This window comes from Pseudomonas sp. MS646 (assembly GCF_036693845.1).
Taxonomy (GTDB): Bacteria; Pseudomonadota; Gammaproteobacteria; order Pseudomonadales; family Pseudomonadaceae; genus Aquipseudomonas; species Aquipseudomonas chlororaphis_E.
In genome coordinates, this window is the sequence record NZ_CP144763.1 from 1909556 (window position 1) to 1923595 (window position 14040).

General features: G+C 63.1%; 10 protein-coding genes. 2 read left to right on the forward strand and 8 right to left on the reverse strand.

The window, feature by feature from the left end; all coding sequences use genetic code 11:
• Nucleotides 1-35: 35 nt before the first annotated feature.
• From V3H56_RS08505 to V3H56_RS08535, 7 genes are all read right to left on the reverse strand, one after another.
• On the reverse strand, nucleotides 36-2987 hold the full coding sequence (locus V3H56_RS08505) for an HD domain-containing phosphohydrolase (RefSeq protein ID WP_338474452.1): 2952 nt from the start codon (nucleotides 2985-2987) through the stop codon (nucleotides 36-38).
• Nucleotides 2988-3102: 115 nt separating this feature from the next.
• Nucleotides 3103-6720, reverse strand: a complete 3618-nt coding sequence (locus V3H56_RS08510; RefSeq protein WP_338474453.1) for a transporter substrate-binding domain-containing protein — start codon at nucleotides 6718-6720, stop codon at nucleotides 3103-3105.
• 10 nt (nucleotides 6721-6730) lie between these two features.
• Nucleotides 6731-7357: a response regulator transcription factor gene (locus V3H56_RS08515; RefSeq protein ID WP_042730435.1), complete on the reverse strand. Its 627-nt coding sequence runs from the start codon at nucleotides 7355-7357 to the stop codon at nucleotides 6731-6733.
• A gap of 429 nt (nucleotides 7358-7786) precedes the next feature.
• Nucleotides 7787-9115 (reverse strand): deoxyguanosinetriphosphate triphosphohydrolase, encoded by a 1329-nt coding sequence (locus tag V3H56_RS08520; RefSeq protein WP_047737490.1) that lies wholly within the window; start codon nucleotides 9113-9115, stop codon nucleotides 7787-7789.
• Between the two features lie 99 nt (nucleotides 9116-9214).
• On the reverse strand, nucleotides 9215-9550 hold the full coding sequence (locus tag V3H56_RS08525; RefSeq protein ID WP_338474454.1) for a hypothetical protein: 336 nt from the start codon (nucleotides 9548-9550) through the stop codon (nucleotides 9215-9217).
• Nucleotides 9547-9939, reverse strand: coding sequence for a phage holin family protein (locus tag V3H56_RS08530; protein WP_157061562.1), 393 nt, complete (start codon nucleotides 9937-9939; stop codon nucleotides 9547-9549). Before V3H56_RS08530 ends, V3H56_RS08525 begins: the two co-directional genes overlap by 4 nt.
• Entirely contained in the window at nucleotides 9939-10253 is a 315-nt protein-coding gene (locus V3H56_RS08535; RefSeq protein ID WP_042731698.1) for a DUF883 family protein, read from the reverse strand. Before V3H56_RS08535 ends, V3H56_RS08530 begins: the two co-directional genes overlap by 1 nt.
• 339 nt (nucleotides 10254-10592) lie before the next feature.
• Between V3H56_RS08535 and V3H56_RS08540 the strand changes: the two genes are divergently transcribed.
• Nucleotides 10593-11801: an ammonium transporter gene (locus V3H56_RS08540; RefSeq protein ID WP_042731697.1), complete on the forward strand. Its 1209-nt coding sequence runs from the start codon at nucleotides 10593-10595 to the stop codon at nucleotides 11799-11801.
• 8 nt (nucleotides 11802-11809) lie between these two features.
• Here the strand turns inward: V3H56_RS08540 and V3H56_RS08545 are convergent, their stop codons facing one another.
• A complete protein-coding gene (locus tag V3H56_RS08545; RefSeq protein WP_042731696.1) occupies nucleotides 11810-13522 on the reverse strand; it encodes a monovalent cation:proton antiporter-2 (CPA2) family protein in 1713 nt (570 codons plus the stop codon).
• 189 nt (nucleotides 13523-13711) lie between these two features.
• Here V3H56_RS08545 and V3H56_RS08550 point away from each other — a divergent pair, with 189 nt between their 5' ends.
• The gene (locus V3H56_RS08550) at nucleotides 13712-13990 is read left to right on the forward strand and encodes a glutaredoxin family protein (RefSeq protein ID WP_338474455.1); all 279 of its coding nucleotides are present in this window, start codon (nucleotides 13712-13714) and stop codon (nucleotides 13988-13990) included.
• Nucleotides 13991-14040: the final 50 nt, after the last annotated feature.

A 14040-nucleotide genomic window follows, 5' to 3' on the forward strand; every position in this document is an offset into this window, starting at 1 on the left:
CGGCAGGTTTGCTCCAACACGGGGTGCGGTGCGATTCAGCATGGTCGTAATCCCGCTCGGGCCAGCAGGGCATCCCGGTCGATCTCATCGATCTGCTGCGGGTCGAGAAACTGCTCGGCGTAGCGGGCGTAGATCTGTTCTTCGATGAACAAGCCGAACAACTGCGGATCGATATGGGCGTCGCGGCACATGGTGGCCATGATGCCCAGGGCTTCGCTCAGTTTCTTGGCCTTCTTGTAGGGCCGGTCGGCTGCCGTCAGCGCTTCGAAAATATCGGCGATTGCCATCATGCGGGCCGGCAGGCTCATTTCCTCGCGCTTGAGTCCCTTGGGGTAACCGCTGCCGTCCATCTTTTCATGATGGCCGCCGGCGATTTCCGCCACGTTGTCCAGGTGGCTGGGGAAGGGCAGTTGGCTGAGCATCAGGATCGTCTGCACCATGTGATGGTTGATGACGTAGCGCTCCTCACGGGTCAGCGTGCCGCGGGTGATGCTCAGGTTGTAGAGTTCGCCGCGGTTGTACTTCCAGCGCGGCACGTCGAGCTTGAAGCCCCACGGGTTGTCCGCCGGGATCAGCTCGGCTTCGTGACGCTCGAACAGGTGCTCTGGCTTGTCCGCCAACAACGCTTCGGTGACGGGCAACGTCGGCCGGGGCGTGCGCGCCTGGCGGCGGTTTTCTTCCCAGGACACCCCCAGGCGGTCATCGAGCGTGCGCTGCCATGGGCGTTGGGCGATGTTTTGCAGGCGCTGCAGGTCGGCGTCGGCCATGGCTTCGGAGCCCAAGTTGCAGCGGGCGACGAAGGCAAAGTCGTCATCGAGGCTGGCCAGTGTCGCATCGCGTTGCTGCGCCAGTGAGGCCGGGTCGCCGCCCGCTGCCATCGCTCGCCAGTAGTCGACCCAGGCGTCTCGCTTGAGCACTTCGAAGCGCGTGCGAATCTCGTGGATCCGGTCGTTCAGGGTTTCCAGCTTGGTGGCCTTGTCGACGACGTATTCGGGGGTGGTGACCTTGCCGCAATCGTGCAGCCAGGCGGCGATGTGCAGCGCTTCCCATTCATCTTCCGTTGGCTGGTACGCCTCGAACGCCGACGCCTGGCTCGCCGCCGCGGCCTCGGCGATCATCAGGGTCAGCACCGGCACCCGCTGGCAATGGCCACCGGTGTAGGGGCTCTTGGCGTCGATCGCGCCGGCCAGCAACTGGATGAACGAATCCAGCAATTGCTTCTGTCGGGCTTGCAGGCGCTGGCCTTCGATGCTGACGGTGGCGGCCCCGGACACCGCCTGGAGAAACGCGATGCGGTCCGGTTGCAGCTTTTCCAGGTCGGCTTCGGTGCCGCTGTCGTTGATCAGCAACACCAGGACGCCGACGGTTTCCTGGTGGCGATTGCGCAAGCGGATGCCGATCAGGTGGGCCCGGGGAGCGTCCATCGCCCTCAGGACACCTTGCAGGTCGGCCGCCTGTTCGAAGCCCAGGGAGGTCACCAGATTGTCCGAGACAGCCAGTTGCTGGAGCCATTGCGGGCTGCGCTCGGCCTGCAGCTCGTAACTGTTGAGCTTGAACGCTGCCAGGTCCCGGGGGACACCTTCGATCACCAGCCCATACGGCTTGACCCGATTGTCATCGTTTTCGCGCAGGTAGATCAGCCCGGCCTGGGCCTGGCCGATGGCCACGGTCTCGAACAACACCCGCTCCAGCAGCGGCGCGAAGCGGGTCTCGGCGCGCAGGCTGGCGGTGATCTTGAAGAAGCTGGCCAGGGTCTCCTTCATGCGCGCCATCGACACGCTCAACTGGTCGACTTCCAGCACCGGTGAGCGTCGCGAGACCGGGTAATTGAAGTCGAAGCTGCGAATGGCATCGGCCTCTTGCACCAACGCGCGCAGCGGCTTGACCAGGATCCTCGACGTCAGCCAGCCCAGCGGCAGGCACAACAGCAGGGTGGCCAGGGTGATCAGCGCGCCTTGCCAACGCATGCGATAGGCCTCGTCGAGCAGTTCGTCCTCGGGCACCAGCAGCGCCAGTTCCAGGCCTTGCGGTCCGCCTTCCTGCATGTGGCTGTGCGATACGATCCAGCGCCGTCCGGCGGCCTCCAGGCGCGACGTGCCCGTGCTGTCGTCGAGGGTGGCGGCGATGGCCGGGTTGAGGTCGCGGGCCTTGACCAGGCGCGCGGATTGAGCGTCCGCCACCAGTCGGCTGCTGTCGGGATAGGCCACCGCGTTACCCTTGGGGTCGAGCAGGACGATCTCGGTGTCGGTGGTGACCTTGTGCTTGGCCAGGGTCTGTGACAGCGCCGCGAGTGTCAGGTCGGCGCCGATCACCGCTTGCTCGCCGCTGCGCCGGGCCAGGGTGGTGCCGATGGTGTGGGTGGAGAAGAACAGATAGGGCTCGGTGGTGATCTGCTCGGCGGAGCCAGCGGCGCTGCGAAACCAGCTTCGATTGCGCGGATCGAACGTCTCTTCAGCGATGTCCCGGTGATCGATGAGCGTCAGGTGTTCGTCGTAGAACAGCGACTGGGCGCGAACCGAGCCGTCGGACGTCGCTCGCTCCACGGTCCAGACCTGGTAGGCCGCGTCGGCCGGGGCGCCCACGGCGGTTTTCAGGGCCGCGCTGCGCAACGGCCGGACCATCAGGAAATCACCCAGGGCATCACCCAGGTACAACGACGCCAGGTTCGGGTTGTCCCGCAGCGCCTGGCTGAAGGGCCCGAGCAAGGCCAGGCGTTGCTCCATCCGGGGTGAGCGCGTGGCCGGGTAATCGGCCAGCAGACCCAGCAGGTGGCGGATCGGTTCGTAGGTGTCGTACAAATCCAGGCGCACGTCCTGCTCGATCCGGTTGAACAGTTTTTCACTGCTGGAGAGGATGATTTGCGTGGTCTGCCGATAGTTGAAAATGCCCAGTACCACGCCGGTCAGCAGCAGAAGCAGGGTGAACATCACGCTGATATGGACGTGCAGGGGGAACCGGCGTTTTTCCGTACGCGGTGCGCTGGGCATTGCAGTCACTCCAAGTGTAAGGGGCGTTCTCAAAGGGTGTTTCCGCGTGGAGGGGACGCTGATCGAGAACACCCCTGGTACGCACTGCTCAGGCAACAGCATAGTAAACGCTGGGTTATCGTGCCTTGGCGAGTGCTGTTTGGAGGGCAACCCCGACGTCGATCATGGCCTGGTCGAGGGCTTCGACGCATTCGCTGATCCGCTGCGGTGCCGAGGCGGGCTGACAGGCCTGTTCCAGTGCCTCGCAACGCTGGATCAACGACGTCGCCTGCATGATCCGGGCGACCCCCTTGATCTTGTGCGCCGTCTCGCTCAAGGCCTGGCGCTCGCCGCTCCGGGCCACGTCGAGCAGCTCCTGGCGATCCAGGCGATTGCTGTTGAGCATCTCGCTCAGCAGGCGGTGGGTGGACGAGGGATCGCCGCCGGTCAGCGCTTGCAGGCCTTGCAGGCTGAAAACCCGGGCCTGCCGGCTGGGTTTGACAGCCTTGATCCACTGGCTCAGGGCGCTCAGGCTGATGGGCTTGAACAGGCAGTCGTCCATTCCCGCGTCCTGGCACCGTTGTTTTTCTTCCGGCTGCGCATTGGCGGTGAACCCCAGGATGGTGCAGGGAGGGCGTTGCTGCTCGGACTCCTCGCGGCGAATCGAACGCGCCAGTTCATAGCCGCTCATGATGGGCATGTTGCAGTCGGCGATGACCAGGTCGAAATGCCCTTGCTGCCAGACCTCGAACCCATGGGCGCCATCATGGGCAACCTGATAGGGGTAGCCGAGGTACTCCAGTTGCTGTGACATCAGCAGGCGGTTGGCCGGGTGATCGTCCACCACCAGGACGTTCAGCACGCCTGCCGCCGTTTCGATGACCGGCTCGGCGGCCACGCCGGCCGGCGCCGCTGGCAAGACGTTCAGCCGCAGCCGGACCTGGACCTGGGTGCCAAGGCCGGGCTGGCTGTTCATGTGCAGGTTGCCACCCATCATCTGGCACAGGTTGCGACTGATCACCAGCCCCAGTCCCGCGCCCTTGCGCGCCATCCGGCCATTGTTGTCGACCTGGGCAAAGGGTTCGAAGAGGCGCTTGAGGTCCGCCGGGCCGATGCCGATGCCGCTGTCGTTGACCTCAAGGTGCAAGTGCAGGACGTCGTCCTGGTCGGTGGGTGACAACCGGACCTTGACCAGCACCCGGCCCTGTTCAGTGAACTTGAGGGCATTGCTGATCAGGTTCGAGAGCACCTGTTTGAAGCGCAACGGGTCGATCGACACGTCCGGGTTGCCTTCGGCGGCGTCGAACTGCAGCGACAACGCCAGGTTTTTCTGCCTCGCCACGCCTTCGAATACCCGGATCACCGATTGCAGCATGGCCCGCAGGTTGACGCGCTCGGGCGCCAGGCTCAGGTGGCCCGATTCGATCCGGGCGATGTCCAGGATGTCGCCGATCAGCTCCAGCATGCCGGCGGCCGATTCGTACGCCACGGCGATGGTCGAACGGTCCACATGACCCTTGTCGGTCTGTTTCAGGGCCAGTTCAAGCATGCCGATCACCGCGTTCATGGGCGTGCGGATCTCATGGCTCATGGTCGCCAGGAAGGTGCTCTTGGCGCGGTTCGCGTCTTCGGCCTGCTTCTTGGACGCCCGCAGCTCTTCGAAAAGCTGGCGTCGCTCACTGATGTCGATCCACCCGCCGATGATGCCCTGCACCTGCGCGGCCGAGTTCCGGTAGGGGAGGATCCAGTGATAGATGGTCAGTTCCCTGTCCCCGATGTGCAGGGGGCGATCGACGATCAGCGGGGTGCCTTCGGCCATCACCCGTTGATAGTCGGCCTGGTACTCCTGCGCCTCGAAGGCGTTGCTCATGGCTCCCGGCATCACGTTCTTGCCGATGACGTCTTCGCGCCTGGCGTCGAACGTTTGCAGGTAACTGTCGTTGCAGCTTTGCAGGCAGCCGTTGCGGTCCCTCACGTAGATCGGGTGCGGCGTGCCGTTGAGCAGTGCGTGCATGAATTCCAACTGGTCGTTGAGGGCGAGCTCGGCCCGTTGGCGCTGCCGGATCTGGCGCTGCATGTAGGCGTTCCAGGCCAGCGACAGCAGCAACAGCAGGCCGACGCCTGCGACGATCTGGAAGAACAGGCGGTTATAGGTGCGCCAGGTATGTTGCGACGCCGAGACGTAGCCGCGCCAACGGTTGTTGATCACCCCCAGTTGATCGGGGTCGATGCTGGTCAGGGCCTTGTCGAGGATGGAATTGAGTTCGGTGGCATTTTTGGCGCTGGCGAGGGCGAACAGGGCCGGCTGGGTGCCGACGGTGCTGTTGATCTGCAATGTGTCGCGCCAGGAATGGGACGAGATGAAGTAGTTGGCCATGACCAACGAGCTGACCCCGCCGTCGACCTGGCCCTGGGCGAGCATCTCCATGGCCCCCAGGGTGCCGTCTGCCTCGACGATCCTGATGTCCGCAAAGTGCTGGCGCAGCCATTCGATCAGTGGGTTGCCCTTGGCGATGGCCAGGCTCCGACTGCCGAACTGGTCGAGCGTCGCCGGGGTGCCGGATTGTTTGCGGGTCAGAAGGACGAATGAGCTGTCGAGGTAAGGTCGGCTGAACTTCAATTTCTGCTGCCGTTCGCTACTGGGCAGGAATGCGGCGATCAGGTCGGCCTGGTCTTCCTGGATCGCGGCGATCATCTCGCTGTCGCTCTGGCGACGCTGGATATCCAGGCGCAGGCCGGTGCGCAGGCGGATCAACTCCAGCAGGTCGGCGCTGATCCCACGCAAGGCGCCGTCCGAATCGAAGAAGGTGAAGGGCGCGGAATGTTCATTCACCACCACCCGCACCACCGGATGCGCCGCCAGCCAGCGTTGTTCGCGGTCGGTCAGTTGGATCCGGTGATCGGCGAGGTACATGTCGCTGCCAGCACTCCAGCGCTTGGCGATGCTGGTGTGTTCGGCGAGGGGAATCTGGTTCAGCGTGGCATTGATGATCTCCAACAGGCGGGTGTCGCTGCGGCGCACCGCGAACCCGAAGCCAAAGGCCTCATGCTTGCCGAAGCTGGCCATGCGGATGTTGCTCAGGTAGCCCTTGCTGATCATGTAATGGGTGGACAGAGTGTCGCCGAGGAAGACGTCGGCCTGGCCAAAGGCAACGGCGTTGATCGCGTTCTGGTAGGAGGGGTAGGTGGTCAGGTGGGCCTTGGGGTACAGGTGCTCGATTTCCTCCAGGGGCAGGTAGTGATAGACCATGCTCAGGCGCAGGCCTTCGAGGCCTTCGGCCAGGGAACGGCTTTCATTGGCGCGAGTGACGAGCACCGGCTGGTCCACGGCATAGGGCGTCGACAGCAGGATGTCGGGCTGGCGGGCTTCAAAGCCATTGGCGGTGCCCAGCAGGTCGATCTGCCCGGCCTTGAGCGCTGCCAAGGCGGCGTCGCGGGATTCGAAACGCAGGACCTTCATGGGCAGGCCGGTTGCCTGGGCGAGGAGGCCGGCATAGTCGGCGGTCATGCCTTCGTAGTCGTGCCCGCTGGTGGAAAGGTCGAAGGGGGGATAGTCGGGCGCGGACGTGCCCAGGACCCATTCACGCCGCCCCTGAAGCCAGGCCTTCTGGGCGCCGTCGAGCTGGATCGACGCAGCCGCCGTCGAGCGGCCCAGCAGCGTCAGGTGCTCGGGCATGGCTGGCGCCGCCGCGAGGACACTTGCATATAACCCTGCACTCACTAGCAGCAGGCATTCCTTTATGCGTCTGAGCATCCTGTTTTTCTCACACAAGTGCGTTGCGTTTCGCCATTTCGATCAGTTCTACGAGGGACTTGACCTTGAGTTTCTGCATCAGTCTTTTTTTGTAGGTGCTGACGGTTTTATTGCTCAGAAACATGCCCTTGGCGATTTCCTTGTTAGTGCGGCCCTGGGCAAAAAGTTGCAGGACCATCAACTCCCTGTCGTTGACGCTCTTGAAAAGGTCCAGCTCTATACTGCGCGGATCATCCGGGCGTATCGGGTTCAAGGCCTGGCTGGGAAAGTAGTTGTAGCCAGACAGTACGGCCTTGATGGCACTGACCAGTTCGCTGAGGTCTTCCTGCTTGCACACATAGCCGGAAGCGCCCGATTGCATGCAGCGGATGCCGAACAGGGTCGGCGACTGGGCCGTGAGCACCAGTGTCTTGAGGGGTGTGGTCATGGCGTTGAAGCGCGAGAGGATTTCCAGCCCGTCAAGTTTGGGAATGCTGATATCCAAGATCACCAGGTCTGGCATGCATTCGCGCACCATTTGCATCGCATCGACGCCGTTGTCAGTTTCCCCCACGACCTTATAGCCCTCATGCTCCAGGAGCATGCGAACGGCGAGGCGGATGACCGGATGATCGTCGACAATGAAAACGGAGTTCATGAATAAAATACCCTGCGAGCTTAATAAAGCGCGCACCTTAGCCCAGTTACAGCCAGGGTCGTACGAAGAGACGGGCACCCAACTTCAATTTCAGAAGTTTCCTACAAAAAAAGAGGCAAGATATTACGATGTAATCGGTTTTTTAGTAGGTGGGTGAAACAGGGTGGAGAATTAAAGGCTTTTTTGTGAAAAGGTGTTTCTTTTCGCGGAATGTTTATGCAAACAAGTGGCGTGCAGGGCTTATTGAATGTTGCTGACGGGTTTTCCGTGTTTTCTCCTGTGAAACTTGCATGAATCCGTTGTGAGGGCGGGCTTGCTCGCGAAGGCGCAGGTCATTCGATACCGTCGCAATTCGACCTACCGCTTTCGCGAGCAAGCCCGCTCCCACAGGGTTGTGCCAGGCCCATCAAACCGTTGTTCCCACACCTTTTATTGACGCGTGCGGCCTGTCATCTCCTGGGCCATGTCGCTGGCGTAGCTGTCCGTCATCCCGGCGATGAAGTCGATCATGCGCAGGAATGCCGCGTGCAGTGGGCCATTCGGGTCGGGGGCGTTGTTGCCCAGCAGGTCGAGGATGCGGCGGTTCTTGAAGGAAGGCGTGCGGCCGCCATGCTGTTCGAGTGCGGCGCCGCAGAACCCGTTGAGCAGGATCTCCAACGTGGTGTACGCGCCGATCTCATGCAGGGTCTTGCGCTTGTCCTGGAAAATTTTCTTGCGGGCCATGTCCTTGGCATTCAGCACGCAGCGCTTGGCCGGGCCGTGCATGTGCTCCACCAGGTCCCCCGGCAGCGTACCGGCCAGCAACGCCTCCTGCTGTTCGACGAATGCCCGGGCGGCGGCGTTGGTCAGGTGCTCGATGGCCTTGCCCCGCAGGATCGCCAGTTTGCGCCGCCGGGAATCCTGCGGGCCCAACTGGCGGTAGGTGTCCGGAAGGTCGTCCCCCACCAGGTCCAGGAGCAGCGATTCCACCTGTGGGTATTCCAGCAGATCCATTTCCACGCCGTCTTCCAGGTCGATCAACGCGTAGCAGATGTCATCGGCGGCCTCCATCAGGTACACCAGCGGATGCCGGGCCCAGCGCTGGTCCTCGATCTGCGGCAGGCCGAGTTTGTTGGCGATCTGCTCCAGCAGCGGCAGTTCGCTCTGGTAGCAGCCGAACTTGTGCTTCTTGTAGCCCAGGGAGTCGGCGTGGCGAGCGGTCCAGGGGTACTTCAGATAGGTGCCGAGGGTGGCGTAGGTCAACCGCGTACCACCGTCGAACTGATGGTATTCAAGCTGGGTAAGCACGCGAAAGCCCTGGGCATTGCCTTCGAAATTCAGGAAATCGCCGCGCTCGGCTTCGCTCATGGCATCCAGCCAACCTCGCCCGGCGGCCTGCTGGAACCAATAGCGGATAGCATCCTCGCCCGAGTGACCGAACGGTGGGTTACCGATGTCGTGGGCCAGGCAGGCCGATTGCACGACCATGCCCAGGTCGCTCGGCTCACACCAGTCGGGCAGGGCGCTGCGGATGGTTTCGCCCACGCGCATGCCCAGGGAGCGCCCCACGCAACTGACTTCCAGCGAGTGGGTCAGGCGCGTGTGGATGTGGTCGTTGCTGGACACCGGATGCACCTGGGTCTTGCGCCCCAGGCGGCGGAAGGCGCCGGAAAAGATGATCCGGTCGTGGTCCTTGTGGAAGGGGCTGCGGCCCAGCTCTTGCGGGCTGTGAAGGGGTTTTCCGAGGCGTTCGCGTGTCAGCAGGGTGTGCCAATCCAAGGCCGGTTGCTCCGTTTGATAGGGTCGATGCCCTAGCTTCCCGGTTCGTGAGGCATGGTGCAAGGGCAAGTCGATTTACCTGCCCTTGTCACCGTTGCCTCAGGGTTTGCGCGCGCTCTTGGCCAATTTGATCAACGGCAGCAGCGTCGTGGCCAGCCGGACCAAACTGGTGAGGCCGCCGGTACGCCCGGCGCGGGTGCGCCTGCCGGTGAAAAAGCCGAGCAGCGACACCGCCGCCACGCCCCACAATGGCGCGTGCTTGATGCCGAAGCCTTCGTGCCAGCTTTGCGACAGGCCGCGTACCCGTCGCAGGGGGAGCAGCAACTGGCGTGTTTCCTGGCGGATCTCCTGGCGATGCATCTCCATGCGCAGGCGCACCAGCGCCTTGCGCATTTCCTGGCGGGTCTGGGCTTGAGGGATATCAGGCAGGCTCATGGCAGCAGGCGCTCCCGATCGTTGGCCAATTCTTCAAGGGTGGCATGGAAGGGCGACGATTCGTCATAGATCGCTGCTCGCAACCGAAGGCCACAGAACAGCGCCGCCAACAGGTAGAACAGGCACAGGCCGATGATGCCCGCCAGGCGATAGGTGTCCCACACCAGGATCAGCACCAGGGCCGAGAGCCCTACCAGCAGGAGCAAGGCGAACACCAGGGCAAGGCCCGCGAACAACAGCAGGCTGACGGTGCGCGCTTTCTGCTCCTGCAATTCGATGCCGAACAATTCGACATGGCTGTGCAGCAAGCCCAGGAAGGCTGCGCCCAGGCGACGTGCCGTGGGGGCGGTGCCCGCTTCGGGCGAGCCGGATTCGTCGAGGCCGATCATCAGCGTCTGGTCGCCAGCAGGCCGATCAGAAAGCCCACGCCCGCCGCGATGCCGACGGATTGCCAAGGGTTGGCCTGGACATATTCCTCGGTGGCGTCCACGGCCGCCTGGCCACGTTCGCGCATGGAATCTTCGGTCAGCTTGAGCGTTTCACGGGCGCGCAAAAGCGTTTCCTGGATCTGGCTGCGCAGCACGTCCGCCTGGTCACCCGCCAGCGTTGCGGTGTGGTCCAGCAAGCGTTCCGTGTCGTTGACCAGCGTCTGAAAATCTTCCTTCAGGATTTCTTGAGCAGTCTGTGCCTGGGTTCTGGCCATGGGGTGAATCTCCGTAAGTGACGTCTGAAGCGTTCGAGTATGAGCCTTGCCGGAAGGTTCAGTGAAAGTGACTGGTACAACTTTTGCTCTGGCTTTTGCCATGTACTGGTGCGTCAGCCCGCGCTGGTGCGCTGAAGCTGGGCGCGAGCCCGAAAACCTTAACCCAAATAATCAAAACCCGCGAAGCGCCTTGAAGCGGGACTGCGTTTCAGCCGTTTCGATGCACCAAAGCGGTTCGCCCGGCTGGCCAAAGCCGGCGACGCGTTTCAACTTGGTGCGTTGTCGGCGCGAGCGAACCGGTTTGGTGCCTTTCTCCACTTTTTCAGGTCTGCCATCACCATGGAAAATATGCAAAGTGCCGTGGACAGTCTGGTCCACAGCTCCAACACACTGTTCATCCTGCTGGGTGCGGTCATGGTCCTGGCCATGCATGCCGGTTTTGCGTTCCTGGAAGTGGGAACGGTCCGGCAAAAGAACCAGGTCAATGCGCTGTCGAAGATTCTCAGCGACTTCGCTGTTTCGACCCTGGCCTATTTCTTCATCGGCTATTGGATTTCCTATGGCGTGACCTTCATGCAACCGGCGGCGGTGCTCAGCACCGACCATGGCTACAGCCTGGTGAAGTTCTTTTTCCTGCTGACGTTCGCCGCCGCCATCCCGGCGATCATTTCCGGCGGTATTGCCGAACGTGCCCGGTTCGCTCCGCAGTTGTGCGCCACGGTGCTGATCGTGGCGTTCGTCTACCCGTTCTTCGAAGGCCTGGTCTGGAACGGCAACTTTGGTGTGCAGGCCTGGCTGCAAGCCCGCTTCGGTGCCGGTTTCCACGACTTTGCCGGCTCCGTGGTGGTGCATGCCATGGGCGGCTGGCTGGCACTGGCCGCGGTACTCCTGCTCGGGCCGCGCAATGGCCGCTACCGGGACGGTCGGCTGGTGGCGTTCGCGCCGTCGAGCATTCCGTTCCTGGCCCTGGGGTCGTGGATCCTGATTGTCGGCTGGTTCGGCTTCAACGTGATGAGTGCCCAGACCCTGCCGGGGGTGAGCGGGTTGGTGGCGGTCAACTCGTTGATGGCGATGGTCGGCGGTACCGTGGCGGCATTGCTCGTGGGGCGCAATGACCCCGGCTTCCTGCATAACGGCCCGCTCGCCGGCCTGGTGGCGGTCTGCGCCGGTTCCGACCTGATGCACCCGGTAGGTGCGCTGGCCACCGGCGCCATCGCCGGTGCGTTGTTTGTCTGGTGCTTCACCGCCGCCCAAGGCAAATGGAAGATCGATGATGTGCTCGGGGTCTGGCCACTGCATGGGCTGTGCGGTGTCTGGGGCGGCATTGCTTGCGGCATTTTTGGCCAAGGCGCGTTCGGCGGCCTGGGCGGCGTGAGCCTGGCCAGCCAACTGATCGGCACGGCGCTGGGCGTCGGCATTGCCCTGGCCGGCGGCTTTGCGGTGTATGGCGTCATCAAGGGGCTGCTGGGGCTGCGCCTGAGCCAGGAAGAAGAGTATTACGGCGCCGATTTGTCGATTCACAAGATCGGCGCCATCAGCCAGGACTGACCGATGCACTAGGGCGCCTTGTCCTGGTCGCCCGGGTAGAAGCCGTGCAGCAGGCGATAGCGGTCGTGCCGAACCTGGTCCACGTGATGGCGGACCTGCTGCTCGGGCAGGCCGAGCATGATCAGGGCATGGGAGGCCAGCATCAGGCTCGACTCGAGCAGCTCCGGGACCACTTCGCTGGCCCCGGCCGCTTGCAGCTCAGCCAGCTGGCTGTCGTCGCGGGTGCGGACCAGGATCGGCACCTGCGGGTTGACCCGCCGTGCCTCCTTGAGCACGGTGATGGCGATGTCGGTCTTGTCCACGGCAATCACCAGCAACCTCGCACGATTCAAACCGACCGCTCCCAGCAGGTCGCCTCGGCGCGAATCGCCGTAATGCACGCAGCGTTCGTCGACGCTGGCTTCCTGGATGATCACCGGGTCGTCATCCAGGGCGACGAACGCCAGGCCTTCGCGCCGCAGGAACCGGCCGATGGACTGGCCGACGCGGCCGTAACCACAAATGACCACATGCCCTGACAGCCCGGCGTTGAGCGCGCTGATCTGCTCCAGTTGTGCCTCTTGGTTGGGTTTGCGGTGCAGACGGGCGGCGATGTGGGGGGCGGCACGCAGCAACAGCGGGGTCAGCAGCATCGAGCAGAATGTCGCGGCCAGCAGCAGGCCACTGATGTCGGCAGGCATCAGGCGGTTCTGCTGCATGAGCGCCATCAGGGCAAAACAGAATTCGCCACCCTGGGCCAGGGCCAGGCCACTGCGCCAGGCGGTTTCACCGTCGCTGCCGCGCCACTTCACCAGAGCAGCGACCACGCAGCCCTTGATGAGCATCAGGCCGAGCGTCAGGCCGAGGATCAACAGCCCGTCGTCGACGAACAATTGCAGGTCGATCAGCATGCCAATGCTGACAAAGAACAGCCCCAGCAGGATGTCGCGGAAGGGGCGGATGTCGGCCTCGATCTGATGCCGGTAGTGGCTTTCACCCAGCAACATGCCCGCCAGGAACGCCCCCAGGGCGGGGGACAGGCCGAGCAGGTGAGTCAGCCATGCCGTCAGCAGCACGATCACCAGGGCCAGCAGCACGAACAGTTCTGCGGACCGCGAGGCAGCCACCTCATGGAACAATCGGGGCAGCAGCAGGCGGCTGGCCAGCAACAAACCAGCGAACAGCACCAGGGTCTTGCCGAGGGTCAGTGGCAGCGCCCAATACCACGGGTGCTCGCTGCTGCCGGCGAATACCGGCACCAGGGTCAACAGCAGCACGGCGATGACGTCCTGGAACAACAACACCCCGATGGCGTTCTGGCCATGGCTGCTGAAGATTTCCCCCAGGCTGGTCAGTTCCTTGCTGACGATGGCGGTGGATGACAAGGCCAGCCCTGCCCCCAGCAACAGCGTCGCGGCCAGGGGCGCGCCAGAGAAGGCCAACAGCCCGGCGAGGACCGTCCCCGTGGCGAGTACTTGCAGGCTGCCGAGGCCGAACACCACCCGACGCAGCTCGAGCATTTTCGACAGGGAAAACTCCAGCCCCAACGAGAACAGCAGGAACACCACCCCGAGTTCGGCCAGGTCGGGCAGTTCTTCGCTGTCGTTCACCCAGTCCAGCGCGGTCGGCCCCACGGCCAGCCCGACGCAGAGATAGCCCAGCACGGGCGGCAGTCGCAGGCGTCGGAACAAGGCGATGACCACCAGGGATGAGGCAAGAATGATCAGCAGATTGGCAAACAAGGGGCACTCCGTTTCAAGACGACAACTGACAGCGTAGCGGGGGAAAGGCACCCAGCCTCGCCGCAAAAGCCTCAATCTTCAGTGATTTGCATCAGCGTTTTGCCGAAACACCCTGAAGCGAGGCAGCGGCTCGACGGTTTCCCGGTGCGGGCCTAGAATGACCGTCTATCTTTTTTGGGTCTACCTGCCATGTCTTCTGAATGCCAGCTGCTCGGCACCCTGGGTTGTCACTTGTGCGAAGTTGCCGAGGGTGTGTTGATGCCTTTCGTCGAGCATGGATTGCTGGTGGAACTGGTGGACATCGCCGAGAGCGAGGCGCTGACCGAGGCCTATGGACTGCGGATCCCGGTCCTGCGGCGAACCGATACCGGCGCGGAGCTGGACTGGCCTTTCGACGATCCCGACCGGGTGGCCGCGTTCCTGCTTGAACCGTTCGCACCTTCCATTCGCCCGCGGTCATTGGCGTAAGCTGCATTCTTCGGTTACTGTATGCCCATACAGCTATCTGGAGTGCGTTC

Coding starts and splice junctions, on each gene's coding strand:
- V3H56_RS08540 (WP_042731697.1), top strand. CDS start 10,593: ATGGAAAATATGCAAAGTGCCGTGGACAGTCTGGTCCACAGCTCCAAC.
- V3H56_RS08505 (WP_338474452.1), bottom strand. CDS start 2,987: ATGCCCAGCGCACCGCGTACGGAAAAACGCCGGTTCCCCCTGCACGTC.
- V3H56_RS08515 (WP_042730435.1), bottom strand. CDS start 7,357: ATGAACTCCGTTTTCATTGTCGACGATCATCCGGTCATCCGCCTCGCC.
- V3H56_RS08535 (WP_042731698.1), bottom strand. CDS start 10,253: ATGGCCAGAACCCAGGCACAGACTGCTCAAGAAATCCTGAAGGAAGAT.
- V3H56_RS08510 (WP_338474453.1), bottom strand. CDS start 6,720: ATGCTCAGACGCATAAAGGAATGCCTGCTGCTAGTGAGTGCAGGGTTA.
- V3H56_RS08550 (WP_338474455.1), top strand. CDS start 13,712: ATGTCTTCTGAATGCCAGCTGCTCGGCACCCTGGGTTGTCACTTGTGC.
- V3H56_RS08530 (WP_157061562.1), bottom strand. CDS start 9,939: ATGATCGGCCTCGACGAATCCGGCTCGCCCGAAGCGGGCACCGCCCCC.
- V3H56_RS08525 (WP_338474454.1), bottom strand. CDS start 9,550: ATGAGCCTGCCTGATATCCCTCAAGCCCAGACCCGCCAGGAAATGCGC.